This is a genomic window from Roseibium sediminicola, from assembly GCF_023156505.1.
Classification (GTDB): domain Bacteria; phylum Pseudomonadota; class Alphaproteobacteria; order Rhizobiales; family Stappiaceae; genus Roseibium; species Roseibium sediminicola.
The window spans coordinates 23,748-50,181 of the sequence record NZ_JALNMJ010000023.1 but is presented as its reverse complement, the minus strand read 5'-3'; the positions used below and the strand labels follow the sequence as shown (position 1 = coordinate 50,181).

The window sequence follows — 26,434 nt, the reverse complement described above, 5'->3', positions numbered from 1 at the left end:
TGAGGACAACATGACGACTCAAACTGTTAAATCGACCCTTTCCGCCACCAAGATCGTATCGCTGGCTTTTGCCGCCATTCTCGGTGTGGCCATCATTTCCGTCACGGGTCATGTGCAGGCCGGCGCCCTGCACGACGCGGCGCACGACGTGCGCCATGCGACCGGTTTCCCCTGCCACTAAGATGCTGACACGTCTTCTGGTCAGCGGCCTGTTCGCTGGCGCTGGAGCGGGGCTGATTGCGGCCCTGCTGCAGCTTTTTTTCGTTCAGCCGGTGCTGCTGCACGCCGAACTCTATGAATCCGGCGCGCTGGTGCATTTCGGGGCGGAGGCGGTCAGTGCCCACCAGGATCTCGGCGGCTTCGAGCCGGTGCGAGATGGCCTGAGCATCGTTTTCACCATGCTCACCTATACCGGCTATGCCTTCATCCTGCTGGTCGGCATGGCGCTTGCCGAAATGCGCGGTGCCAATGTCAACGGCCGCAACGGCCTTCTCTGGGGCCTCGCCGGCTTTGTCGCCTTCCACTTTGCGCCGGGCTTCACCCTGGCGCCTGAAGTGCCAGGCGTAGCCGCCGCCGATGTGGCCTTGCGTCAGGTCTGGTGGTGGGCAACCGTGGTCACGGCGGGTGCCGGCCTCTGGCTGATCGCCTTCGGCCGCAACTGGCTGGCCTGGGGCGCGGCAGCAGTCCTGCTTCTGGCCCCGCATGTCGTCGGCGCGCCGGAACCGGACACGTTCACCGGACCGGTCCCGACCGAAATCGGCGCTCTGTTCGCCAGCCGCGCTCTTGGTGTCGGCATGGCCGCCTGGCTTCTGCTCGGCTGTTTTGCCGGGTTCTTCTGGCAGCGCGAAGGCGCCCGGGACGGCGCCCGTCAGCCGGCCTGATCCGGCAGACACATCGAAAGAACGGGCGGGACCAAGGTTCCGCCCGCAGTCTTTCCAAGGAAATACTGGACATCTTATGGAACGTTCCCTCGCCCTTTTTGTCATCGGGCTGATCTTTGGCGGCGGCATCGGTTTTGTCACGGCGGCAGGCTATGGCGTCACCTTTGACGGCCATGACCATACCGACCCGGCGGCGCATCAGGCGCAGGCCGCCAGTACGCAGTCCCACGACGCCCATTCCGGTCACACCACGACCGGCCACAATCACGATGAGCTGGTCTCCGTCGCCGCCGGCCCCGACGCACCGGCACTGACAATCAGCGTCTCTCCGGACCCGGCCAGCGGCTACAACCTGCATCTCGTGACCCGGAATTTCACCTTCGCGCCCGAACGTGCCAGCCAGGACCACGTCGCCGGCGAAGGCCACGCGCATGTCTATGTCAATGGCGAAAAGATTGGCCGGCTTTACGGCTCCTGGATGCATCTTGCGTCCCTGCCGGACAATGCCGAGGTGGAAGTGACGCTGAACACCAACGACCACCGCATGCTCGCCGTCGACAACCAGCCGCTCAAGGCGTCGGTAACCGTCAGCGCGGACTAAAGCATTTCGAGATTTGTTTGAAACAAGCAATGCCGACTTTTGCGTTCGAGGCAGAGCCGAGAGGCAGCTAAAGTCGGCTCAGACTTTTCTCGAAATGCTGTAGGTAAGCGAGCCTGGATTTGCCGTTCACTCCCTATGCCAGAAGAGGACGGTGGCTACATTTGCAATTCCAGGTCTAAGCTGCTGAAAAAAAATCACTTTCGGTGTCATCCCGGCAAGCGCAGCGCGCGCCGGGCCCACTCGCAGTTCCGCATGCCAAAACGTGTGCCGCGTCTTCTTGGAGGGCCTTCACTGCAGCTCTCTGCAAACGAGTAGGCCCCGGGTCTCACTTTGTTCGCCCGGGGTAACACCGATGTTTGCGGCGTGCCTGTTTCCCAAGCGATTGATCCCGTCCTTCGGGGAAAGGCGGTCTCGAAGGGTGACGCGCCTTTTGGTCTTGCAAAGCTGAGAAAACCCTAGACGGCATCATCCGGCTTCATCGCCGGGATCCGGGCCCGGAGGCAAAAGCGGAGACGGCCGCAGGAGCGGGCGTCCTCGATCCAACCGTCCTTTGCGCCCAGATAGGTGCGGGCTGTGGCGACGATGTCGTCAATGTCGTCTGGAAACCGGAGACCGGAAAAGACGAAAGTCGCGCGGTCCTGGCCCTGAAAGGCCAGCGACACGGGCTGTTCGCAGGCGCCCATGCAATCGACGGTGCCAAGGTCCAGGTCGCGATCGAGCCCAACATTCTCAAACGCCTGTTTCAGGGCGCTCAAGGCGTTGTCAGCGGTGCTGCCCGCCTCGTGCTGGCAGGTCCGGCAAAGAAGGAGACGGCTCATTCGGCGGCCTGCGCCTGGCGTTTGCCGCTGAACGTGCCGCGCAGATAGGCCCATTGCGGGCGCCGGAACAGGAACCGCAGCATGTTTGTCCGCTGGATGATCCAGAACAGGATCATCGGGCTGACGGCGGCGACGAGGGTGACAATCAGGGACATCGTGCCGATGTCCAGAAAGCCGAGTTTCAAAAGGGTCACGCGGGTCACACCCATCGGGAAGAAGAAGGCAAGATAGATCACGATCGAGTTCTCGCCGAAATGGCGCAGAAAGTCGAGACGGCACCATCTGACGATCAGCGCGCTGGTCAGGATGATGGCGCCGGCACCGGCCGCACCGAGCACCAGGGCAATCCCGGGCGCCGCCGCCCAGCCGGCATAGACCAGGCCGCCATTCACCAGACCCCAGGCCAGCAGATATCCGAGGCTGACACCGATGCGCTCGCGCGCCCAGCCAGCCAGACGGAAGATGTGCGGCGCAAAGACGTAACCGGCGTAGAAGAACACAAAGCGGGAGGCGAATTCGTCGACCAGCAGCCAGCCGGTATGGATCGGCGCGATCTGAAGCAGTGCGCCAAGGGCCAGCACCACCTGCCAGGGGATGCCGCGGTCATTGGCGATTTTGCTGACCACGAAGAAAATCGGCAGCATGTAGATGAACCACAACGTGCCGAACGGCTCAATGAAGCTGAGAAGATAGAGGTCGAATGTTGCCCCCGCGCCCATCTCTTCAATGAAGACCGGTGCCTTTATCACGAACTGGATTGTCATCCAGAGCACGTAAAAGTAAGCGAAATGCACCACCTTGCGGTCGAGATAAAGCTTCCAGTCGCGGGTGATGACATTGGACAAGAACAGGCCGGAGATCAGGAAAAAGTCCGGCATGCGGAACGGCGCGGCAAAGGCGACGACCGCATGCATCCAGCCGGTCTCGCCGGCCGCGGCTTCGACGCCCAGCACGGAATGCATCATCACAACGAAAATGATGCAGATGCCCTTGGCCGTATCCACCCAATCGACGCGCGGAGCGCTCATTCCCTGATGCCTTGCTTGCCGGGTTCGCCCGGAGAGTGTTCTGTTCGGGCTCAGGCCTAACCATAACTGGTAGAAAATACGAATACACTAACTGTCACGATTTGGTGACCGGCGCGCGCTCGCGTCAGGGTTTCGCGCCGCCCGATCCGTCCTGCCAGGGGCTCAGTTTCGGCTGGTCCGTATCAGCGCCCGCGCCGTCTTTCTTCTCGGACCAGTCGCCGCTGTCCAGATCGACAACGCCCTCTTCCGGCCGGCGGGCACCCGTGCCGCCCTCGACGATCACCACGTTCGAGCGGTCAATGATGAACCGGGCCAGCGCCTCGCGCACAGGCGGCACAAACAGCAGCAAACCGATGGCATCGGTGACGAATCCGGGGATCAAGAGCAGAATGCTCGCCAGCACAATCATGGCTCCCTGCATGACCTCGTTGCCCGGAGACCGGCCGGCATCCAGCTCTTTCTGCATGCGCATCAGCAGCGACAGGCCTTGCTGGCGCAGCATCAAGGAGCCGGCCAGCGCGGTGACCACGGTCAGGAGTATCGTCGGCAAAACACCGATCAGGCCCCCGATCCAGATGAACACCGCGATTTCGATCAGGGGCAGAAGCAGGATGGCGGCAATGATATAAAGTCCCACGGGACCTCCAACGTCTGATAAGCTGTTTGCTCATAAGGTAGACATTCAGTCGCAAAAATGCGAGCAGCAGCGCGTCGAATGACGATATTGGGATAGATTGGGTCTTGCTCTTGGGTCTGGATGCTGGTTGAAGAACCCCCTACATAAGAACCTGACAGACGACGAGCGGTGCGCGGGCCTGCCCTGATCAAGAATGCAGGCGGCTCCAGTGGTTCAAAAGGATAGCCGGAAGTTACGATGAACGAGATTTTTGACCCGTTGAACCTCCTCCTGATGGGACTTGCCGTATTTATCCTGTTCAGGCTGCGGTCTGTTCTGGGCAAGCGCACCGGCAATGAACGGCCGCCTTTCGATCCCTATTCGAAGCCCGAGCAGAAGAATGACCGCAACACGGCCAACGGCCAGGACAACGTCATTCCGCTGCCCAACCAGACCAACGAGGAGCTTGAGCCGGTGGAAGCACCGGGTCCTGGCGGCGATGTGGTGATCGACAAGGTCGCTCCGGCCGGGTCGGCGCTCAACAGCGCCCTGAAGCAGATCCTGTCGGTCGACCGAAGCTTTGAGCCGGAACCGTTCCTGGAAGGCGCGCGCGCGGCCTACGAAATGATCGTCATGGCCTTTGCCGACGGCGACAAGAAAGCTCTCAAGAACCTGCTGTCGCCGGAAGTCTATGACGGCTTTGTCGCGGCGATCGAAGACCGAGAAAAGCGCGGTGAATCGATCGATTCGACCTTTGTCGGCATCGACAAGGCCGAGATCGTCGAAGCCGCCCTGAAAGGTTCGACAGCCCAGGTCACCGTCAAGATCCACAGCCAGCTGATCTCGGCGACCCGCGACAAGGCGGGCGAGATCGTCGAAGGCGATCCGTCGAAGGTGACGGAAGTGGTCGATATCTGGACCTTCGCCCGGGACACCAATTCCCGCGATCCGAACTGGAAGCTGGTCGCGACCGAATCCGCCGAATAATCATGGCGCGGTGGAAAGGCTCTGCACGGCCGGGCGCCGCCCGCCGTCTTGCCAACAAGTTTATTGGCGCGGTCCTGGCCGCGCCGTTTTTCATTTCAGGAGCGATTCCTGCCATGGCTGACGGCCCGCACATCCCGGACCTTCTAAAAGAAATCGCTTTTGCCGACCTTGCCGGCTGGGAGGCGGACGATCACCAGGCTGCCCTCTCCAGCTTTGCGCGGTTTTGCAAACGTGAGGCCCTCGGTGAAGCGGCCGCGTTTTACAAGATGCCCGTCCCGGACCTTTATGATCTCTGCCTCAGGGCGGAAGTGAGCGGCCGGGGTTCCAGAGCAGAGGCCCGGCGCTTCCTCGAAGTCCATTTTACGCCGTACCGGGTCGCGCATGACGGTTTTGTCACCGGCTATTTCGAGCCTGAATTGTCTGCCTCGCGCGAAAAAACCGCCGAATACGCAACGCCGCTTCTAAAGAAACCCGCCGGACTTGAGCCGGTCAGCGCGGCCAACCGGCCCAAGGACTGGCCGGATCAACTGAGCCACGGCCGCCACCTGAACGGCAAGCTGACCGAGATGCCCGACCGGGGCGCCATCATGGACGGTGCACTGGACAAGGAAAGCCTCGAACTGGTCTGGCTCGCCGACCCGGTCGATGCGTTTTATGTCCACGTCCAGGGGTCCGCCCGCCTGCGCCTCACTGACGGTACTGTCATGCGGGTCGGTTATGCCGGCAAATCCGGCCACCCCTACACAGGCATCGCGCGTCTGCTGGTCAAACGCGGCGAAGGCACGCCGGAGGAGTTTACGATGGCCGGGACGCGGGCCTGGCTGGAAAAGCACCCCGAAGAGCGCGACGCACTCTTCAAGGAGAACCGGTCCTATATTTTCTTTCGCGAAGTGACCGAAGTCGGCGACGGAGAGGGCCCGGTCGGAGCCGCCGGCCTGGCGCTCACCGCCGGCCGCAGCCTGGCCGTTGATCCGCACCATGTTCCCTATGGCGGCCTGGTGTTTGTCGATGCGGATCACGACCAGCCTATGGCGGGTGGACCCTTGCAGCGTCTGATGGTGGCGGACGACACGGGATCGGCGGTCAGGGGCCCGGCGCGCGGCGATGTCTTTGTCGGGTCCGGCGAAGCGGCCGGCGCAATCGCCGGGGACATCCGGCACAGGGCCACGTTCACGCTGCTCGTGCCCGAAGGAGCATTTGGTTCCGGTACGGTAGTAACGGACTGAGCAATGAAGCGGCGGGGCAAAAAGGGGTCACTTTCACCGGAAGACCGGGAACTCTGGGGCAAGGTCGCCAAGACCCTGACGCCGCTGGATCCGGACCGGGCGAAACACCTTCAAGACGAATTGGCCAAAACGCTGGCAGATGCGCCCGCCAGGCCTGTCGACACGCCCAAAACCGCGACCGCCATCAAGGCACCCGCCGCCGTCAAGCCGCCCAACGCCCCGTTGCCGCTGCATCAACTGGAGCACCGCTACCGCCGCAAGGTGGTGCGCGGCGTCAAGGCGATTGACGCGCGCATCGATCTGCATGGCCTGACCCAGCATCAGGCGCATGACCGACTGCGCGGGTTCCTCTACCAGGCCCAGGCGCGCCGGTATCAGATCGTGCTGGTGATCACGGGCAAGGGTGGGGGGCCGGAGCGCGCCTATATGGACGAACGCGGCGTTTTGCGCAGAATGGTGCCGCAATGGCTGGCGATGCCGGATCTGCGCGCCGTGGTAATTGGTTATGAGGAAGCCCATGCGAGCCATGGCGGCGCCGGCGCGCTCTATGTCCGCATTCGCAGGAAAAGGTAGGACCGTGACACCGCTTGGGGCAAAAATCCGGGAACTCAGGGTAAAACGCGGCGTGTCGTTGAAAGAAATGGCGGCGGCCCTGTCCGTATCGAGCGCCTATCTGTCCGCGCTCGAACATGGCAAGCGCGGCAGGCCGACCTGGTTCCTGGTGCAGCGGATCATCACCTATTTCAACGTCATCTGGGACGAAGCGGAAGAGATCCAGCGCCTGGCCGAACTTTCCGACCCGCGTGTCACCATCGACACGGCCGGCATGGATCCCAAGGCAACGGAACTTGCCAACCAACTGGCACTGAAGATCGGCGGCCTCTCGGAAGATTCTCTAGCCGCCCTTCTCCACCAGCTCCGCGTCGCCGCCGTGAAGGATGATGTCTAGAGGGAGAACCCGCCGAGGCGTTGATCGGTCAGACAGCGTTGCGCCTTGTCAAAGATCCTCTGTCGTTGCCGGGCATGACGGAGGCGGGTGATGAACGGCCATTGCAGATTGTGAGGGGCGCCCCCCTCAAAAGGATTTACGTGTCCTTCAACTGCGAACTCTATATAAACGCCAACAAACCCGCGCTTATGAACGGAATACCGGACCAGCATGAGACTCGCCCAGGAAGACCTTGACGGACTGATCGATGCCGATGACCTCAGACATCGCCTGACCGCGCTGACCGCCGCAACGGACGGCGACGGCTCGGACATGAAAACCCGGTCGGCGGTGCTGGCCGAGTTGAAACAGGTCGTCAAGACGGCGAGGAGCACGGTCGAGGAGCGGCTCAACGACGATGGCCACGGCCTGATCTGCGCCGCGCGGCTCTCATTTGTCCAGGACGAGCTGATCCGGGTGATCTACGATTTCGCCCTGCATCATGTCTACCGGATCAAGAACCCGTCCACGGCGGAACGCATGGCGATCGCAGCCGTCGGCGGCTATGGCCGCGGCACGCTTGCGCCCGGCTCCGATATCGACCTTCTGTTCGTGCTGCCCTACAAGCAGACGCCGTGGGGCGAGCAGGTCGTCGAATACATTCTCTACATGCTGTGGGATCTGGGCTTCAAGGTCGGACACGCCACGCGCAACATCGAGGAATGCCTGCGCCTGTCCCGGTCCGACATGACCATCCGCACGTCGATCCTGGAAGCCCGCTACATCTGGGGCGACGAAGCCCTGTTCGAGGAGCTGGTACAGCGTTTCGACAAGGAAGTGGTCGAGGGCACCAGCTCCGAATTCATCGCCGCCAAGCTGCTGGAACGGGACGAGCGCCACAAGCGCCAGGGCACCTCACGCTACCTGGTCGAACCGAATATCAAGGAAGGCAAGGGCGGCCTGCGCGACCTCAATACGCTGTTCTGGATCGCTAAATACCATTACCGCGTCAACAGCCAGTCGGAACTGGTCAAGAAGGGCGTGCTGACCCGCTCCGAATACTCGCGGTTCAAGAAGTCGGAGGATTTCCTCTGGGCGGTGCGCTGCCACCTGCATTTCCTGACCGGCCGGCCCGAGGAACGCCTGTCCTTCGAGGTCCAGCGTGAGATCGCCATCCGTCTCGGCTACACCCAGCATCCGGGCATGAAGGATGTCGAGCGCTTCATGAAGCACTATTTCCTCGTGGCCAAGGATGTCGGCGACCTGACCCGCATCATTTGCGCCGCCCTGGAGGAAGAACACGTCAAGGAGCCGCGCGGCAAGGGTCTGACCGGCATGATGCGGCGCCTGCGCAGCGGGCGCCTGTCCAGCACCGCCAAACCGGTGGAAGGCGCCTCGGGATTCGTGGTCGAAAACAACCGGCTCAACGCAACGTCCGACACCGTTTTCGAGACCGATCCAACCAACCTGCTGCGCGTGTTCCAGATCGCCGACAAGCATGACTACAACATGCATCCGGACCTGACCCGGCTGATGCGCCACTCGCTGAAGCTGGTCGATGCGGACCTGCGCGCCGACCCGGAAGCCAACCGACTTTTCCTGTCGATCCTGACCTCCCGGCACACGCCGGAAAAGGCCCTGCGCAAGATGAACGAAACCGGCCTCCTCGGCCGCTTCGTGCCCGAATTCGGCAAGGTCGTGGCGATGATGCAGTTCAACATGTATCACCACTACACGGTCGACGAGCACCTGATCCGTTCCATCGGTGTGCTGGCCGATATCGAGCGCGGCAATTCCGGCGACGACCACCCTCTGGCGACCGACCTGATCCTGACCCTGCAGAACCGCAAGGTGCTCTATGTCGCCATGTTCCTGCACGACATCGCCAAGGGCCGGCCGGAGGACCATTCGATTGCCGGCGCAAGAGTGGCGCGCAAGGTCTGTCCGCGTCTCGGCCTGAACGAGGCCGAAACCGAAACGGTCGCCTGGCTGATCGAACATCACCTCGACATGAGCACGATCGCTCAGTCACGCGACCTGTCGGACCGCAAGACCATCACCGATTTCGCCCATACGGTGCAGTCGCTGGAGCGGCTCAAGCTGCTCCTGATCCTGACGGTGGCTGATATCCGGGCCGTTGGTCCGGGCGTTTTCAACGGCTGGAAGGGCCAGCTGCTGCGCACGCTTTACTACGCCACCGAGCCGCATCTCTCCGGCGGCCACACCAAGATGTCGCACAGCCAGACGATCGAACAGGCCAAGGAAGAGCTGAGCACCAAGCTGGAGCATTGGCCGGCCAAGGACCGCAAGGCTTACATGAAGCGGCATTACGCGGCCTATTGGCTGCGCACGGAACCGGACCGGCTGCTCGCCCATGCCGAATTGCTGCACGCCGCCGACAAGGACGGCAAACGCCTGGCGTTTCATGTGATCCCGCGTGAATTTGAAGGCGTGACCGAACTCACCATCATGGCACCGGACCATCCGCGGCTGCTGTCGATCATTGCCGGCGCCTGTTATACGACCGGCGCCAACATCGTCGATGCCCAGATCGACACCACCACCGACGGTTTCGCGCTCGACACGATCTTCATCGGCCGCGAATTGCCCGATGACATGGATGAGCGCCGCCGCGGCGAACGCATTGCCAAGTTGATCGAAACGACCCTGCGCGGTGAGCAGCGGCTGCCTGAGCCGGTGTCGAAAAAGGCGGGCATGAAGGGCCGGATGAAGGCCTTCAAGGTCGCCACCGAGGTTCTGGTCAACAATGCCCTGTCGGACGACTATACGGTGCTGGAGATTTCCGGCCTCGACCGTCCAGGCCTTTTGTTCGACCTCACCCGCTCGATTGCGACGCTGAACCTCAACATCGGCTCGGCCCACATTTCCACCTTCGGTGAAAAACTGGTCGACGTCTTTTACGTCACCGACCTGACCGGACAGAAAATTGCCAATATCGGCCGTCAGGAAATCATCCGGGAACGCCTTTCCGATGCGGTGGAAGGGCATGTGGAACTCGACCCCGCCGCACCGGCGACCCGGAAAGTCCAGCGTCAGGCTTCGTAAATGAACAAGATCCTTGCCGGAGTGCGGCCCGAATGAGTCTGGTGCGCAACTTCGCGACCGTGGGCGGCGCGACCCTGGCCAGCCGTTTGCTCGGCTTCGTCCGTGACGTGCTTCTTGCGGCCGCCGTCGGCGCCGGGCCGGTCGCCGACGCCTTCGTGGTCGCCTTCCGCTTGCCCAACCTGTTCCGGCGTCTCTTTGCCGAAGGCGCCTTCAACTCCGCCTTCATTCCACTGTTCGGCCGGGCGGTCGAGGAGGAAGGCGACGACGGCGCCCGGCGCTTTGCCGGTGAAATCGGCGCCGCGCTGCTGTTCTGCCTGCTGGCGCTGACCGCCCTGGCGCAGATCTTCATGCCCCTGGTGGTCTGGGCGCTAGCGCCCGGCTTCGTTGAGGACCCTGCCAAATACGATCTGACCGTGCTGATGTCGCGGATCGCGTTTCCCTATCTGATCTTCATGTCGCTGCTGGCCTTTATCGGCGGGATCCTGAACACCTATCAACGCTTTGCCGCGGCCGCGTTTGCGCCGGTGATGCTGAATGTGGTGATGAGCCTGGTGCTCGGCGGGGTGCTGCTCGCCGGCGTCAAGACCGACGTCACCCTCGGCATCATTCTGTCGGTTGGCGTTACGGTCGGCGGCATCGTCCAGCTGCTGGTGGTGATCATCGACCTGAAACGGCTCGGCTTCCGCATTCCGGTCTACCGCCCGCGCTACACCAAATCGGCACGGCGCCTCCTGATCCTGGGTATTCCCGGCGTGGTCGCCGGCGGGGTGACGCAGATCAACATCGCCGTCGGCCAGATCATCGCCTCCATGCAGGAAGGCGCCAATGCGCTGCTTTATTTTGCTGACCGGCTCTATCAGCTTCCCCTCGGCGTGATCGGCATTGCCATCGGCGTGGTGCTGCTGCCGAGCCTCACCCGCCAGCTCCGGGCGGGCGAGACGGCCGCCTACCAGCACAGTCTCAACCGGGCGCTGGAATTCTCCCTGGTGCTGACGTTGCCAGCCGCCGTTGCCCTTGCCGTCATTCCTCACGAGATCGTCTCGGTGCTGTTCCAGCGCGTACGTTTCGATGCCGCCGCCGTTGACGGCACGGCCGCTGCGCTGACAGCCTTCGCCTTCGGCCTGCCCGCCTTCGTGCTCAACAAGGTGTTCTCGCCCGGCTATTTTGCCCGCGAAGACACCAAGACGCCGATGCAGTTCGCGATCGCCGGCATGGTGGTCAATGTTGTCCTGTCGATCGCGCTCTTCCCGGTGCTCAAACATGTCGGCATTGCGCTGGCAACCACGCTGGCCGGTTGGGTCAACACCGGTCTCCTGATCGTCGTGCTCTGGAAACGCGGCCATTTCGCGCCGGATCTCAAGCTCTTGCGGCGGCTGTCGCTGGTGTTTATGGCCAGCTTGCTGATGGGGGTCGTGGTCTATTTCGCGGCCGAGGCCCTGGCGCCCTGGCTGACCGACACCTGGCTGCTGATCCGGGCCGCGAGCCTCGTTGTGCTCGTCCTCATCGGCATGATCACCTTCGCGGTGGTCACGCAGGTCAGCGGCGGCTCGAACCTTCTCGGCATGCTCAAAGCGTTGACACGGCGCAACACCTGAAGACGAAACGCGTTTTGCCGCCGTTTCCAGCTTGCATAAGGCCCGGTGCGGGCTTACACCCGGCGCGCCCAAACAGTCTACAGCGCCCTTCCAACCGGCCGCACCAATAAAGGGATATATAATGGCGGAGTTCCAGCCCCGTGTCTTTTCCGGCGTCCAGCCGACCGGCAATCTCCATCTCGGCAACTATCTCGGCGCTGTCTCGCGCTGGGTGCCGCTGCAGGACCAGATGCCGACCATCTTCTGCGTCGTCGACAGTCACGCCATCACCGCCGGCTTCCCGGATCCGCACGAGCTCGCCAACGCGACGCGCGAAGTGACCGCCGCCTATATGGCCGCCGGCATCGATCCGAAGAAATCGATCATCTTCAACCAGTCCCAGGTGCGCGAACACGCGGAACTGGCCTGGATCTTCAACTGCGTTGCGCGCATGGGCTGGCTCTCGCGCATGACCCAGTTCAAGGAAAAGGCCGGCAAGAACCGGGAAAACGCCTCGGTCGGCCTGTTTGCCTATCCGAACCTGATGGCTGCCGACATCCTGGCCTACCGGGGAACGCATGTTCCGGTCGGCGACGACCAGAAGCAGCATCTGGAACTGACCCGCGACATCGCCGCCAAGTTCAACAACGACTTTGCCGAGCGGATCAAGGAGCTGGGCATCGGCGTACCGAACCCGACACCGTCGCCGGAGCTGCCGGAATATCTCTATTTCCCGATGACCGAGCCGATGATTGCCGGACCGGCAACCCGGATCATGTCGCTGCGCGACGGCACCAAGAAGATGTCGAAGTCCGATCCGTCGGACCTGTCACGCATCAACCTGACCGACGACGCCGAGACCATCGCCAAGAAGGTCAAGAAGGCCAAGACCGATCCGGACGCGCTGCCGAGCGAGACCGACGGTCTGCAAGGCCGCCCGGAAGCGGACAATCTGGTCGGGATCTATGCGGCGCTCAATGGCCAGACCAAGGAAGAGGTGCTTAAGGAGTTCGGCGGACAGCAGTTCTCCGCCTTCAAGCCGGCCCTGTCCGATCTTGCGGTGGCGAAGCTCTCGCCGATGACCGACGAGATGCGCCGGCTGATGGAAGACAAGACGGAAATCGATGCCGTTCTTAAGGTTGGCGCGGAAAAGGCTTCGGCCATCGCCGAACCGGTGCTGAAGGATGTCCGCAAGATCATCGGCTTCCTGGACGTGCGCTGAGGCTGAGGTTCGGACCAACAAACACAGAGCCCGGCCTCGTGCCGGGCTTTTCGCTTGCCGACAAGGATATCTGCCTTTCCGCGTCCTCCCGGCCAAGCGAAGCGCGAGCCGGGACCGGGGAGCCCGGACCTTGGGCATCTTGATCCGTTTCCAATTCCACACCTTGGCTCCCCGGTCCCGGGTCTTCGTTGCACTTCGCCCGGGATGACGAAATGAAGGTTTGTCATCCGGCTGGCCAAATAGGTGCTGCGCGGGCCTTTTCATTTTGGCAGGAACAGGCGCGTCGTTTCACCCGGATGTCAGGCAACCGCCCGGATTAACAAAGTCCAAAAGATCATCGGCAGTTTTGTCAATGAAACGGTTTTTCAAAGTTTAGACGGCACTCTCTCGGCAACTGGGTCTTGTAGAGAGTAGTGATCTTGGTCAGTCAAAACAGCGATCGCGCCGCCAAAGCCGTGCCGGAAGCCGACGAGGCGGAAGACCGTCCCGTTGCCGGTGAACGCAACCGCTCTCCACGCGACGACCTGACCGCCACGCCCTCGTCACGGGCTCTCGATCCGGAAAGTCTTGACGAGGACGGGCCCGAAGTCGGGCCGGGCCGCCGGGCAACAGACCTGCCGGTCTCCGCGCCCACCAGGTCGCTGCAGCATCTGGCGGTCGCCGGGCTCGTCGTCGGCCTCGTCGCCGCATTCCTGATGGTCTCGACCGAGGGCATCAACCGCTTTTTCAGTGTCGGTCTTGCGTTTTTTGCCGGTGGCCTTGCCGTCTGGCGGCTGTTTGCCGACGACATGCATCGCGCCATCCAGGCCGTGCAGCTGAAGGACGACAAGATCCGCCGGCTGATGGCCCGTTGCGAGGAACTTGAGGACCGCGCCTGGGAACTGGGCGAATCCGACGAACGTCATGCCAGCATCCTGGCCACACTCGGCGATGTCGTCATCCGCCGCGACCAGGACGGCATCATCACCTATGTCAATTCGGCGGCCGACGATGTTTTCGGACCGGTTCACCACCTGCAGCCGGGCAGTCCGATGGCGCTGCCGCTCGTGGAAGACGACCGCAATCGCGGCATGGAAACCGACGCACCGGCGGCAAATTCGGCAGGTGTGGGGTTCCAGGACTTTTACCTGGAAACGGCTCAGGGACGGCGCTGGTTCTCGCGCATCGACATTCCCGTGCGCGACACCACCACCGACCGCCAGCTGGTGCAGACGGTTCTTCGCGACGTCACCGAGCGCCGGGTGATCGAAGAGGAACTGCTTGCCGCCCGCCATTCCGCGGAAAGCTCCAACGAAGCCAAGTCGCGTTTTCTGGCGACCGTCAGCCATGAGATACGCACGCCGTTGAACGGTGTTCTCGGCATGGCCGCGCTGTTGCGCGACACCCGCCTGACCAAGGAACAGGGCGCCTATATCGAAGCGCTGGAAACCTCCGGCGAAACCCTGCTACTGCTGATCGACGAGGTGCTCGATTTCTCCAAGGTGGAAGCGGGCAAACTGGACATCCAGGCATCGCCCGTACGCGTCGGCGCGCTGGTCGAGAGCGTCGTCGAATTGCTGGCGCCCAAGGCCCATGCCAAGAAACTCGAGATAGGCGCCATGCTCGATCCGAGCCTGCCGGAAGAAGTGACGCTCGACGCCACGAGAGTGCGCCAAATCCTGTTCAACCTGATCGGCAACGGTGTCAAGTTCACCGATGAAGGCGGCGTGGCGATCGAATTGACCGGGCGGCCCAGTCCGGCCGGCGGCAGCTACCTCGACATCGACGTGCGCGACACCGGCATCGGCTTCGACGCCGAGGAGGCCGAACGCCTGTTCAAGGAATTCGAGCAGGTCGATCACGGTCCGGCCCGCAAATTCGGCGGTACGGGCCTTGGTCTTGCCATTGCCCAGCGGCTCGCCGGCCTGATGGGCGGCGATATCTCGGCAAGCCCGTCCGGGGACGGCGGCGCGCTGTTTCGCGTGTCCCTGCCAATCCCCGAAAACCTGACGAGGGAGCGGGATCCGCGCCTTGCAAAAGTGGCCGGCCGGAATATCGTTTTTGTCAGCAGCAGCCAGATCGAATGCCCGCTGCTCGCCGAACGTCTCAAGCGGCACGGCGCGCATGTCTCGGTTCTGACCCCAGGCAATCCGGATCTCGACACCGGTCTGGCGACGGCGGATCTTCTGGTGGTCGACAACGCAGCCCTCTCCGACAGCGGCGGCTGGCTGGCCTCTGCCCGCCTGACGGGCTGCCGGGCACCTGCCATCGTGATGATCGCCCCGCCGGAGCGCGAACGCCTGGAGCATCTGCGCGAGGCGGGTTATGCCGCCTATCTGATCCGGCCGGTGCGCATCGAGACGCTGGTGCAGATCTTTGCCGGCCTGCTCGACGATGCCGGCATGGAACATGCCTGGGATGTCAGCGCGGAACCCTTCAGCAACGTCTTTTTGGCCAACCGGCACAAGGTGCCGGCGAGGCCCCTGCGTCTGCTCGTTGCCGAGGACAACGACATCAACCGGCTCCTGAGCGAGGCCATGCTGCGCAAGCTCGGCCATGTGCCCGTCATGGTGGTCGATGGCGAGAAAGCAGTCGAGGAAGCCGCCAGCGGCTCCTATGACGCGATCCTGATGGACCTGCACATGCCAGGTCTCGACGGGTTCCAGGCGATCCAGCAGATCCGTGCCGACGAACGCAGCAGCGGCCGCCCGTCCGTGCCGGTGCTGATCGTCACCGCCGATGTCATGAAGGATGCGCGCGACAAGGCCACGGAGGTCGGTGCCGCCGGCTATCTGACCAAGCCGCTGTCCGTCGAGGCCATTTCCGACGCTCTTGCGGAAATCGGCCGCGGCTGACATCGGGAACCAGCCGCCACGCTTCGCCCTTAGATTGCAGAAATACCGGTAATTCGCGCCAAATTCACAAAGCGCTCGGACTGGGGTATCTTGCCTCTGGAGAACATCCGGAAAAAAACCGGATGTCATCCAGTTGTCGGAATAGTATGATCTACGGCAGGGTCGAAACACCATTTCCAACGCCGGGGATGCTATTCCGGCGAAGGTAAATTGGCAGGTGAAACAGTCTTCAAGCTGTGAAACCGGCCGGTGTGCCCCATAAGGAATACAAGAGGGTGGAATGTCCATAATGCGGCAAGGGCTGTTTTCTCCGAGAAAACTGGTTCGCAAATTCACACCGGCAATGCGCCCCGGCGCCGCCATGGCCAACGGGCAGCGCCCAACCGCCGCCCTCCGCACCCCGGTCAAGACAGGCGAAACGCTTGGACGCATCGGCTCTTTGGAAGTCCGCATGGCGCGGAACTTCAAGGAGGTGAAAAAAGCGCAGCGGCTGCGCTACCAGGTCTTTTACGAGGAAATGTCGGCAATCGCGGACGCCCACACGCTGGCAACGCGGCGCGACGCCGATCCGTTCGACGCCTATTGCGATCATCTGCTGGTGGTCGATCATGCCTCGCTGAAACGCAACAAGCTGGGCCGCCTCAAGCCGGAAATCGTCGGCACTTACCGGATCCTTCGCCAGGAAGTCGCCAACCGGCACAGCGGCTTCTACACGGCCGCGGAATATGACATCCAGTCGCTGATCGATGCCAATCCGGACAAGCGCTTCATGGAACTCGGCCGTTCCTGTGTTCTGAAGCCCTACCGCAACAAGAAGACCGTCGAACTGCTCTGGCACGGCATCTGGTCCTATGTGCTACGCCACAACATCGACGTCATGCTCGGCTGCGCCTCTATCGAGGGCACAAATCCCGATGCCCTGGCCGGCCAGCTGTCCTTCCTGCATCACAATGCCCGCGCGCCGGAACAGTGGCGCGTTCGTGCCGTCCAAGACCGCTACGTCGAAATGAACCGCATGGCCGCCGACGAGATCAACTCCAAGGAAGCCCTGCGCGCCCTGCCGCCGCTGGTGAAGGGCTACTTGCGCCTCGGCGCCTTTATCGGCGATGGCGCCGTGATCGATCACCAGTTCGGCACCACCGACGTCCTGATCATCATGCCGGTCTCCGAACTGAACACGCGCTACGTCAACTATTACGGCGCCGACGCCAGCCGCTATTCCAGTTAGGTCTGGCACGGACGGAATCCCAACCACCGTGTCGCCCCGGTTCTCGCTCCTCTTGCCCTGGGTGACACCTATCCAAACCTCTCGTACGTCATCCCGGCCAAGCGAAGCGCGAGCCGGGACCGGGGAGGAAATGTCGTTTCCGCTTCATCCTGAAATCGAAAGCCAGCGGCTCCCCGATCCCGGATCTTCGCTGCGCTGCGTCCGGGATGACGATCAAGAGCATAATAGATCGGGGCCACACGATCCAAACCGCTCCTTCCCCCGCAAAAATCCGAAGCCTTAACGCCCCCTTAAATTGCCGCAATCTAGGATCATCACCGGGGAAACCGGTGGTTAGCCGGCATCGACAAGGGAAAGGGATCAATGGCGACTCGGGCGAAACGCCAGCCGCGTATTGAGCCGACATTCGGAGAAAGCGACAGCAGCCTGCTGGACCTGCGTCTGAGCCCGCGGGACCGGCCGAGTGCGCCTTCCGGCAAGACCTCTTCCAAACCGAAGTCCCGCAAGACATCAAAATCCGGCACCGCCAAGAAAACCGCTGCCAAAAAACCTGCCTCCGGTGGCCGCAAGCCGTCCCGCGGCGGGTCCGGCAAGGCCAGAAGTGGACGGTCCGGTGCCAAGCGGCGTGCCGCCAAGCGCAAGAACCGCTTCCAGGCGCCGACGGCCCTTGGACGGCTGGTCAAGCGTGGCCTTTACTGGAGCATGGTGCTCGGCATCTGGGGCACCATAGCCGTTGTTTGCATCGTCGGCTATTACGCCGCCTTCCTGCCGCCAACCTCTGAGTGGCAGGTGCCGGCGCGGCCACCCAACGTGAAGATCGTCGCCAGCAACGGCGCGCTGATCGCCAACCGGGGCGATACCGGCGGCGAGGCCGTGCGGCTGGAGCAATTGCCGCCCTACCTGCCCAACGCGGTCATTGCCATCGAGGACCGGCGATTCCGCTCCCATTTCGGCGTCGACCCGATTGGCCTGGCGCGCGCCATGGTCACCAACCTGACCTCCGGACGCCTGCAGCAGGGCGGGTCGACCCTGACCCAGCAGCTCGCCAAGAACCTGTTCCTGGAGCAGGACCGGACCATCAAGCGCAAGATCCAGGAACTGGTGCTCGCCTTCTGGCTGGAAGCGGAATATTCCAAGGACGAGATCCTCGAAATGTATCTCAACCGGGTCTATCTCGGCTCGGGCGCTTATGGGGTCGATGCCGCCGCGCGCCGCTACTTCGGCAAGTCCGCACGGCTGATGACCGTCGCCGAGGCAGCGACGATTGCCGGGCTCCTGAAGGCCCCCTCGCGCTATTCGCCCGCCCGCAACCCGGATTTGGCCGAGGACCGGGCCCAGCTGGTGCTCGCGGCGATGAACGAGGAGGGCTATATCACCGATGACGAGGCCAAGAACGCACTCGCCGCACCGGCCAAGGTCGTGCGGCGCTACACCACCGCCAGCGAGAATTACGCGGCGGACTGGGTCATGGACGTGCTGCCGCATTTTGTCGGCTCCATTGAAAAAGACATCATCGTCGACACGACCATCGACCCGGCGATGCAGCAGGCGGCCGAACAGGCCCTGCGTGCCGCGCTGAAAGAGAACAGGCAGAAATACGGCGTGACCCAGGGAGCCGTTGTCACGCTCGATACGGCCGGGGCGGTCAAGGCGCTGGTCGGCGGAGCGGATTATTCCAAGAGCCAGTTCAACCGCGCCGTCTATGCCAAGCGCCAGCCGGGTTCGTCCTTCAAGCCGTTTGTCTATCTGGCGGCGCTGGAAAACGGCATGAGCCCGCAGACCGTGCGCCAGGACCGGCCTGTCCGATACGGCAACTGGTCGCCACAGAACTATACCAAGGAACATTACGGTCCGGTGACCCTGACACGGGCGCTCAGCCTGTCGCTCAACACGGTGGCGGCGCAGCTGGCCCACGAGGTCGGCGCCGGCACGGTGGTGGCCACGGCCAAGCGGCTCGGCATTTCCTCGGAAATGAAGAAGAACCTGTCCTTGTCGCTGGGCACATCGGAAGTCACGCCTCTTGAAATCGCCGGCGCCTATGTGCCGCTGTCCAATGGCGGCTACGGCGTGCTGCCGCATGTCATCCGCCGGATCAGGACGGTTGACGGCAAGACGCTCTATTCCCGCTCCGGAGACGGCCGCGGCCGGGTTGTCGACCGCCGCCTGGTCGGCGAGATGAACCTGATGATGTCGGAGACCCTGATGACCGGCACCGGGCGCAAGGCCCGCCTGGAGAGCGGCCGGCCCGCCGGTGGCAAGACCGGCACCAGCCAGGATTTCCGCGATGCCTGGTTCATCGGTTATACCGGCAACCTGACCACGGCGGTCTGGCTCGGCAATGACGACAATTCACCGACCAGAAAAGCCACGGGTGGCGGACTGCCGGCGCTGGTGTGGAAAGAGGTGATGGACAAGGCCCATGACGGCTTGCCGGTCGCGGACCTGCCGGGCGTGCCCAACCTGCCGGCCACGGTCTCCGCACCGCGCAAACCGGTCCCGGCGGCCAATGTCGGCTCCGGCAGCGAACCCCTGCCACCCGCACCGATTGGTGGAAGCGGCGAGGGTTCCGGCGAACGCCGCGGCCCGCTCAACCTTTTGCGGAACCTGTTCGGCGGGGGTTAACGCAATTGACCGCCCGTGCCCTTAGAGCATGTCGCGCTTGTTTGGGTTCATTTGACCGAGACAATTTTGGTCTCCGGCGAGGCGGTTTGCACGCCGTGGTGTCGCCCACCACAAGTGCAAGCCAACGACGCAGGTGGCCAAAATTGTCCGGCCCAATCGAAGGCCAAAGCCCGGAGTTTCGCACTTTTCCAGGTGGTGCGAAACGGCCCATCGTCAGCGTTGCGCCGCTTGCCCGATGCACCGCATCGCGCTGCGCGACGCGCCTTGCCGAGTGAACCGTTTCGCGCCATCAAATGAGCCCAAACAAACGCGACATGCTCTAATCGACTGGTTGCCTAGGGCGCCCAGCCTTTCTGCAGGAAAATCATTTGCAGTGGCATTCAGTCGACAACACCGTCGACCGGAAAGCCGCATTGTTCGGCGACCTTGCGGTAGGAGGCGGTGAACCCGCTTAAAGACGCCGTATAGACAAGGCCGCCGGGACCGGTGATGTCGATCTGACCGTTCCGCTGCATGGCCTGCAGCACACGCTGATTGTCCTCGAAAGCAAAGCTGGTCTGCGCGAAGGCAAAGCCGTCTTCGTCGAAATCCGCGTAGACGGTCGCCGGCGCGCTGTCGCCGTCATCGAAGACAAATGTCACTTTTTCATCGTTCTTGAGAACGGTTGCATGACCGCGGATAGCCCGTTCCATCAGCTGTACGCCCGGAAAATAGTCGGGCGGCAGGGCGTCGCCGTTAGACACCGTGAACCCGACCGTCGGGTCGCCGTCGCCGCCGGTCCACATCGAGCAGGTGATGCGCAGGTCTTCGCCGGTGTCGACCGCCTCGACACGAACGGTCCAGTCCTTGTAGTCGAAATACTGTTCGGCCGCGTGGGCAGAGGCGGCGGTCATCAGGGCAAGGCTGAAAAGGGCAATCCGTCTGGAGAACATGGAAGATCCTTGGATAGGGAGGTCATGGCTTGAACGCAGGATCGCCAGTAGACACGGGAAAGGTCAGGAAAAGCCAGTGCTGAATTTGAAGGGACAGGTGGATATGAGGCCCGACGCAACATCTTCGTCACTTTCGGACCTCCGTCCGACCCTTTTGCACCCCCACCCTAGCCCTCCTCACAAGGGGGAGGGCTAGGGTGGGGTCAACTGCAATGCCACTAAAAAGGCGTTGCCGGAGCGTTCTTCCAAAAAAAACCACCGCCGAAGCAGTGGTCGAGTTTGCTACAATCACGTGAGTTTTTTTGACGAGGTCACGCGGCCTGATTGTCGTCGTTGGCGCCGGAGCGCAGCAGCATGCCGTAGAGATCGCGGGGATCGTCCGGGTCGGCGAGGAGGTCGAGTTTCTCGAAATGACCGGTCGACGGCAGGATGTCGTGGATGTAGCGCAGGGCGGCGAAGTCCTCGATGGCGAAGCCGACGCTGTCGAAGAGGGTGATCTGGCCTTCCGACGTCCGGCCCGCGGCCTTGCCGGCATAGACCTGCCAGAGCTCGGTCACCGGGTGATCCTCGGCCAGCTGCTGGCATTCCCCCTCGATGCGGGTCTGTTCCGGAAATTCCACGAAAATGTCGGAACGCAGCAGAATGTCCTTGTGCAGCTCGGTCTTGCCCGGACAGTCGCCGCCGACCGCGTTGATGTGCACGCCCGAGCCGACCATGTTGTCGGTCAGGATGGTCGCCAGTTTCTTGTCGGCGGTCGCCGTGGTGATGATCTGGGCGCCTTCGATGGCGTCTTCCGGGGTCTTGCAAATGGTCACGTTGATGCCGGACCCGGCAAGGTTGCGCGCAAGGCGCAGGCTGGCCTCGGGCTCGACGTCATAGGCGCGGATTTCGGTGATACCGAGCTGGTCCTTGAAGGCCAGGCACTGGAAATCCGACTGGGCCCCATTGCCGATCACCGCCATGGTGGTCGAGCCTTTCGGCGCCAGGTATTTCGCGGCCAGCGCGGAATTCGCGGCCGTGCGCAGCGCGGTCAGGATCGTCATTTCGGTCAGCAGCAGCGGGTAACCGGTGGTCAGGTCGGAGAGAACCCCGAAGCCGGTCACGGTCTGCTTGCCCTCGCGGGTGTTGCCCGGATGGCCGTTGACATATTTAAAGCCGAAGGTCTTGCCGTCGCTGGTCGGCATCAGCTCGATCACACCCTGGGGTGCATGGGCCGGAATGCGCGGGATCTTGTCGAAGCTTTCCCAGCGCAGAAAGTCCTCTTCGATATAGTCGGCGATGCCGCGCATGACGGTCTCGACGCCAACGGCGCGCACCATGCGCATCATGTTGTCGACGCTGACAAATGGCACATAGGCGAGTTCTGACGGGGCGAGGTTGATGGGGCCTTTGGTCATGACAAGTCCTCTAGAAGCTTCTGGTCGGGCGATCGAAGACCCGGCGGCCGAACAGGCTGCCGGTCAGCTCGACCATGAGACGCGCGGTTTTTCCGCGTTCGTCCAGGAAGGGGTTCAGTTCGACAAGATCGAGCGAGGTGACGAGGCCGCTGTCGTGGAGCATCTCCATCACCAGATGGGCCTCGCGGAAGGTTGCGCCGCCCGGGACCGTCGTGCCGACGGCCGGGGCAATGCTCGGGTCGAGAAAATCGACATCGAGACTGACATGAAGCAGCCCGTTCGCGGCCTTCACCCGGTCCAGGAAGGGTTTCAGCAGGTTGTGTATGCCGGCTTCGTCGACCCGGCGCATGTCGCTGACACCGACGCCGTGGTCGAGCAGCAGCTTGCGCTCGGCATCGTCGATGGAGCGCACGCCGAGGATCTCGACATTTTCCGGTTTCAGCGTGTGCTCGAACGGCGCTCCGAGCAGATCGTCAAATCCCGGCAGGCCGCACAGGAAGGCAAGCGGCGTGCCGTGCAGGTTGCCGCTGCCGGTGCTGTCCAGCGTATGGAAATCCGAATGGGCATCGAGCCATAGCACGAAGAGCGGCCGGCCCAGCTCTGCTGCCGCCTTTGCCTGACCGGACACAGTGCCGGCGGCCAGCGCGTGGTCGCCGCCGAGATAGATCGGCACGACAGGTCCCTCGCCAAGCTCGGCCGCCTTGGCATGCAGGGCCCGCGTCCAGGCGACATAGGCCTTGTAGTTCTTCAACACCGGATTGGGCGGCGTCAATTCGCCGATGTCCAGGGGCCGGATGTTGCCATGGTCGGCAACCGCGTGGCCCAGCGCTTCCAGGGTCTCGGCGAGGCCTGCCGTGCGGTAGGCGTCCGGGCCCATCAGGCAACCGGCCTGACCTGCGCCTTCATCCACCGGCGCCCCGACCAGAGCTATCTGTTTCTTGACGACGTTCACGTCCTACTCCGCCTGCAATCCAAGTTTCGGAAGTGTGCGGAAACGCCGCGGCGGAGTAAATCCGGACACTTGATCAAATACGCAGCCAAATTTATCATTTTGATAGGTTCAACTGAGCGGAATGGAAAAATGGACGATCTCGATCTGCGTTTGATCTCGCTTCTGCGGCATGATGGCCGCAGATCGGTGTCCGAATTGGCAAGTGACCTGAAAGTCTCCCGGGCGACGGTGCGCGCGCGCCTGGATAAGCTTGTCGACAGCGGAGAGATCCTCGGCTTCACCGCCGTTCTGCGCGACGACTGGCGCGACCTGCCCATACGGGCGGTGACCCTGGTGGTGGTCGACGGCCACAACACCGACCCGGTGATCCGCCGCTTGAGCGCCATGACGGAAGTGCGCGCGATCCATTCGACCAACGGCAAATGGGACCTGGTGCTGGACATCGCCACCAGGGACCTGGTGGCCTTTGACGACGCGCTCAACCGGATCCGCCTGATCGAGGGCATCACGGGAACGGAAACCAATCTTTTGCTCAATACGCGCAAGGGCCCGGCGGCCTCGGCCGGCGAGTTCAAGGATGTGTTGGGGTAACCAGCTGTTTTCCTTCATCCCCTCCATCGTCACGGCCAAGCGAAGCGCGAGCCGGGACCGGGGGCCCTTGAGCTGTCGGCTGAATGATTGCGGACGCGCCTCGGCTCTCCGATCCCGGATCTTCGCTGCGCTGTGTCCGGGATGACGGAGGAGGAGGCGTGTTGTCATTGGGATCGCAAATCGGGTCGCGCGGAGCTTCCACGCCGACTAGGATCGGATCATATCAAGAGACGTGATGAGACGACCATGACCAGAGCCATCGACCTTGCCAGCCTGACCTCCGACCCGACGCCGATCTCGGTCGGCGCGGAAGCCGCCGAGAACTATGGCGTCGTCCGCCAGACGCTGAAGCGGATCACAGAAGACTGGCGCGAACAGCCGAGCCTGGAGCAGCTGGCCAAGGAAGTCGGCATGCAGCCGATCCAGCTGCAGCGGGTGTTCTCGCGCTGGGCCGGGCTGACGCCGAAACAGTTCCTGCAGGCGATCACGCTGGACCACGCCAAGGCGCTCCTGCGCGACTCCGCCAGCGTGCTCGACGCAACCTACGAGGTCGGCCTGTCCGGTTCCGGCCGGCTGCACGATCTATTTGTTACCCATGAAGCCATGACGCCGGGCGATTATCGCAACCGCGGCGCCGGGCTGAAGATCGCCCATGGCTTCCATCCCTCGCCCTTCGGCCAGGTGCTGGTGATGGCGACGGACAAGGGTCTCGCCGGCCTTGGCTTTGCCGATCCGGGAGACGAGGACAATGCCTTGACCGACATGTGTGAGCGCTGGCCCGCGGCACAGTTCGTCCAGGACCAGGAGGCAACGTCCGGCTATGCCCAGCGCGTCTTCGACCCGCAGAAATGGCAGGAAGACCAGCCGCTCAACATCGTCATGATCGGCACAGACTTCGAAATCCGCGTATGGCAGACGCTTTTAAAGATCCCGATGGGCGCGGCGACCACCTATTCCGATATTGCCGCCTGCCTCGGCAATCCCAAGGCGTCCCGTGCCGTCGGCACCGCTGTCGGCCGCAATCCACTGTCCTTCGTCGTGCCCTGTCACCGGGTGCTCGCCAAGGGCGGCAAACTCGGCGGCTACCACTGGGGCCTCACCCGCAAACGGGCGATCCTGGGCTGGGAAAGCGGATTGTCCGGGCCGGTGCTGGAGTGTGTTTAGGGGGAATACAGAGCGCCTTCGTGCATTGTTTGCATGAGGTACCCCCACCCCTAACCCCTCCCCCTTGTGGGGAGGGGTTAGGGGTGGGGGTACCCCGTCACCTCAAGACCCAGACGCAGTCGAACGGCCGTGACGACCCCTTCCAAATTTTCCTCGACCTCGGTCGCCTGGAATCGAAGAACATCGAAACCTTCTTTTTGAAGCCAGGCATCTCGCTTTGCATCATGCAGTTTTCGTGCGGGAAAGCCGTGCAAATCACCATCGATTTCAATGACGCGTTTATTTGAGAAAACAACAAAATCAGCAACATAGGAACCGATGGGCGCCTGCCGGCGGACTCGAATTCCTTCCGCCTTCAACTCCCGCAAAGCGCGCCACAGGGCGCTCTCGCCCTTTGTCTGCTCCCTTCTGAGCCGCTGCGCGAACCGCCTTGTCTTCGGGTTGATTCCCGTCGGAGACACCAGTCTGTCCTTTAATGCACGGGTCCTGCCGGCATCGGGTAGTTGCCGGTGATCTCCCAGCCGAAGGCCGTGAGGCGTTCGGCGGCGATGGGGGTGAGATCGCCGGTGATCAGGAAATCGACACCGGTCGGCGGGAAGGGCAGGTTCGCCAGGCCTTCATGCATCGCGGAGAAACTGCGCGCCACATTCTGCGTCCAGGAGACCATGTCGAGCGGCAAGACGATGGCCGCGATACCGTCGCGGCGGATGGCGATCGGGAATTCCGAGACATTCTTGATATCACCGAGACCGGAAACCGTGCGGTTATAGGTTTCCAGCAGCACCACCCGGCGCAGCTGGAAATAGGCAATGTCGCGGCTGTCGGCGTCCCCGGCCTTGGAGGCAATGATGTCGAGATCATTGACGCCGGGCATGGCCTGAAGCTGGTAGGCGAGCGCCGCCTTTTCCGAGATCGTGTAGAACGGATTGGCCGCGATCCTGGAAATCGTCGCCTCGGACACCCCGGCCTTGCGGAAGGCGGCCGCGGTGCGCTCTTCCAGTTCCGCCGGAGTGCTGTCGACGATCAGATTACGGAAGTTGTCCGCCTGACGCGCCACGTTGACGATCAGGCCGCCGGGCAGGAGGCTTGTGATCGCGCTGACCGTCCAGGTGCCCGCCGTGGTCACGCTGGCGGTCTCGTTGAGCTTGTCCGACAGGGGCTTGTAGAACGTGTAGGGGTCGACATCCAGCTGAACGGCCAGTTCGCGCTCAGCCTTGGCCTGGCCGGTGATCGACTTGGCAAGATCCGCGGGCGAGCCGCCCTTGCCGCTGACGGCTGCCTCAACGCCCTTGCCGATCCTGGAGAACATGCGGCCAACCCCCGTCACCGTGCTCTTGGCGGTTCCGACCGGGTCCGTGACGGTGCTCTCGACGAATTCGACCGGTTTCATCGCGGCCTGTTTCAGACCATCGACGAAACTGGCGTCGTTCTTGAGGCTTTCCAGGGCGACCAGAACCTTCAGCTCCGACAGGCGCAGCTTCAACAGGCCATCGCCCTCGATGCGCTCGATGCCGAGATCGGTCTGCAATTGATAGATGCGCAGGAAGCCGTCGCTGCGCACAGGCGAGAGAACCGCATAACCCGGCCCGAGCTGCTTGCCGTCCAGGACCTTGGCCGGGTCCTGTTCGGGCGGGGTCTCGTAGTTTTCTGTGAGGGCCTGGGCGCCGCCGCACATCAGCGTGGCGGCGACCAGAAGACCCGCCACAGGGGCGGAAAACAGGTTGTTCTTAAACGTCAAACGGGCCTCCCTGAGACGGATGCCGGTTT

The 26,434-nt window shown here is 62.7% G+C and carries 23 protein-coding genes; 15 read left to right on the top strand and 8 right to left on the bottom strand.

Annotated elements, in window-relative coordinates; translation table 11 throughout:
- The first annotated feature begins 10 nt into the window (after positions 1–10).
- The 3 genes from M0H32_RS24165 (at position 11) to M0H32_RS24155 (ending at position 1,482) form a co-directional block, all read left to right on the top strand.
- Entirely contained in the window at positions 11–181 is a 171-nt protein-coding gene (locus M0H32_RS24165; RefSeq protein WP_248158441.1) for a CbtB domain-containing protein, read from the top strand.
- 1 nt (position 182) lies between these two features.
- Positions 183–881, top strand: coding sequence for a CbtA family protein (locus tag M0H32_RS24160; RefSeq protein ID WP_248158438.1), 699 nt, complete (start codon positions 183–185; stop codon positions 879–881).
- Positions 882–957: 76 nt separating this feature from the next.
- On the top strand, positions 958–1,482 hold the full coding sequence (locus M0H32_RS24155; protein ID WP_248158435.1) for a hypothetical protein: 525 nt from the start codon (positions 958–960) through the stop codon (positions 1,480–1,482).
- Positions 1,483–1,937: 455 nt separating this feature from the next.
- Here the strand turns inward: M0H32_RS24155 and M0H32_RS24150 are convergent, their stop codons facing one another.
- The 3 genes from M0H32_RS24150 to M0H32_RS24140 form a co-directional block, all read right to left on the bottom strand.
- A complete protein-coding gene (locus M0H32_RS24150; RefSeq protein ID WP_248158433.1) occupies positions 1,938–2,300 on the bottom strand; it encodes a DUF1636 family protein in 363 nt (120 codons plus the stop codon).
- Entirely contained in the window at positions 2,297–3,328 is a 1,032-nt protein-coding gene (locus M0H32_RS24145) for an acyltransferase family protein (protein ID WP_248158430.1), read from the bottom strand. Before M0H32_RS24145 ends, M0H32_RS24150 begins: the two co-directional genes overlap by 4 nt.
- A gap of 124 nt (positions 3,329–3,452) precedes the next feature.
- Positions 3,453–3,965 (bottom strand): FxsA family protein, encoded by a 513-nt coding sequence (locus M0H32_RS24140; RefSeq protein WP_248158426.1) that lies wholly within the window; start codon positions 3,963–3,965, stop codon positions 3,453–3,455.
- A 237-nt stretch (positions 3,966–4,202) separates the two neighbouring features.
- On the opposite strand from M0H32_RS24140, the gene M0H32_RS24135 reads away from it, so the two are divergent.
- The 10 genes from M0H32_RS24135 to M0H32_RS24090 all read left to right on the top strand — a co-directional run bounded on the left by M0H32_RS24135 (position 4,203) and on the right by M0H32_RS24090 (position 19,631).
- Positions 4,203–4,931: a Tim44/TimA family putative adaptor protein gene (locus M0H32_RS24135; RefSeq protein ID WP_248158424.1), complete on the top strand. Its 729-nt coding sequence runs from the start codon at positions 4,203–4,205 to the stop codon at positions 4,929–4,931.
- A gap of 113 nt (positions 4,932–5,044) precedes the next feature.
- Entirely contained in the window at positions 5,045–6,157 is a 1,113-nt protein-coding gene (mltA, locus tag M0H32_RS24130) for a murein transglycosylase A (RefSeq protein WP_248158418.1), read from the top strand.
- A gap of 3 nt (positions 6,158–6,160) precedes the next feature.
- Positions 6,161–6,730, top strand: coding sequence for a Smr/MutS family protein (locus M0H32_RS24125; protein WP_248158416.1), 570 nt, complete (start codon positions 6,161–6,163; stop codon positions 6,728–6,730).
- A 4-nt stretch (positions 6,731–6,734) separates the two neighbouring features.
- Complete coding sequence (locus tag M0H32_RS24120; protein ID WP_248158413.1) at positions 6,735–7,106, top strand: helix-turn-helix domain-containing protein; 372 nt, start codon at positions 6,735–6,737, stop codon at positions 7,104–7,106.
- 210 nt (positions 7,107–7,316) lie between these two features.
- On the top strand, positions 7,317–10,151 hold the full coding sequence (locus M0H32_RS24115; RefSeq protein ID WP_248158410.1) for a [protein-PII] uridylyltransferase: 2,835 nt from the start codon (positions 7,317–7,319) through the stop codon (positions 10,149–10,151).
- 32 nt (positions 10,152–10,183) lie between these two features.
- A complete protein-coding gene (murJ, locus tag M0H32_RS24110; RefSeq protein ID WP_248158388.1) occupies positions 10,184–11,746 on the top strand; it encodes a murein biosynthesis integral membrane protein MurJ in 1,563 nt (520 codons plus the stop codon).
- A gap of 121 nt (positions 11,747–11,867) precedes the next feature.
- Positions 11,868–12,947 carry a tryptophan--tRNA ligase gene (gene trpS / locus M0H32_RS24105; RefSeq protein ID WP_248158385.1) on the top strand — a complete coding sequence of 360 codons (1,080 nt, stop codon included), beginning with the start codon at positions 11,868–11,870 and terminating at the stop codon, positions 12,945–12,947.
- A gap of 419 nt (positions 12,948–13,366) precedes the next feature.
- Positions 13,367–15,781 carry a hybrid sensor histidine kinase/response regulator gene (locus tag M0H32_RS24100; protein ID WP_248158382.1) on the top strand — a complete coding sequence of 805 codons (2,415 nt, stop codon included), beginning with the start codon at positions 13,367–13,369 and terminating at the stop codon, positions 15,779–15,781.
- Between the two features lie 289 nt (positions 15,782–16,070).
- Positions 16,071–17,009: a l-ornithine N(alpha)-acyltransferase gene (gene olsB / locus M0H32_RS24095; protein WP_425607362.1), complete on the top strand. Its 939-nt coding sequence runs from the start codon at positions 16,071–16,073 to the stop codon at positions 17,007–17,009.
- 363 nt (positions 17,010–17,372) lie between these two features.
- Positions 17,373–19,631 (top strand): transglycosylase domain-containing protein, encoded by a 2,259-nt coding sequence (locus M0H32_RS24090; protein ID WP_248158378.1) that lies wholly within the window; start codon positions 17,373–17,375, stop codon positions 19,629–19,631.
- 380 nt (positions 19,632–20,011) lie between these two features.
- Here M0H32_RS24090 and M0H32_RS24085 read toward each other — a convergent pair whose 3' ends face one another.
- From M0H32_RS24085 to rocF, 3 genes are all read right to left on the bottom strand, one after another.
- Complete coding sequence (locus M0H32_RS24085; RefSeq protein WP_248158376.1) at positions 20,012–20,563, bottom strand: hypothetical protein; 552 nt, start codon at positions 20,561–20,563, stop codon at positions 20,012–20,014.
- 311 nt (positions 20,564–20,874) lie between these two features.
- Positions 20,875–21,960 (bottom strand): ornithine cyclodeaminase, encoded by a 1,086-nt coding sequence (locus tag M0H32_RS24080; RefSeq protein ID WP_248158375.1) that lies wholly within the window; start codon positions 21,958–21,960, stop codon positions 20,875–20,877.
- 10 nt (positions 21,961–21,970) lie between these two features.
- A complete protein-coding gene (gene rocF, locus M0H32_RS24075) occupies positions 21,971–22,912 on the bottom strand; it encodes an arginase (protein ID WP_345779360.1) in 942 nt (313 codons plus the stop codon).
- Between the two features lie 129 nt (positions 22,913–23,041).
- Here rocF and M0H32_RS24070 point away from each other — a divergent pair, with 129 nt between their 5' ends.
- Positions 23,042–23,503: an Lrp/AsnC family transcriptional regulator gene (locus M0H32_RS24070; protein WP_248158374.1), complete on the top strand. Its 462-nt coding sequence runs from the start codon at positions 23,042–23,044 to the stop codon at positions 23,501–23,503.
- Between the two features lie 246 nt (positions 23,504–23,749).
- On the top strand, positions 23,750–24,667 hold the full coding sequence (locus M0H32_RS24065) for a methylated-DNA--[protein]-cysteine S-methyltransferase (protein WP_248158373.1): 918 nt from the start codon (positions 23,750–23,752) through the stop codon (positions 24,665–24,667).
- A gap of 77 nt (positions 24,668–24,744) precedes the next feature.
- Here the strand turns inward: M0H32_RS24065 and M0H32_RS24060 are convergent, their stop codons facing one another.
- Positions 24,745–25,128 (bottom strand): endonuclease domain-containing protein, encoded by a 384-nt coding sequence (locus M0H32_RS24060; protein ID WP_248158372.1) that lies wholly within the window; start codon positions 25,126–25,128, stop codon positions 24,745–24,747.
- Positions 25,129–25,139: 11 nt separating this feature from the next.
- Positions 25,140–26,405 carry a hypothetical protein gene (locus tag M0H32_RS24055; protein WP_248158371.1) on the bottom strand — a complete coding sequence of 422 codons (1,266 nt, stop codon included), beginning with the start codon at positions 26,403–26,405 and terminating at the stop codon, positions 25,140–25,142.
- Positions 26,406–26,434: the final 29 nt, after the last annotated feature.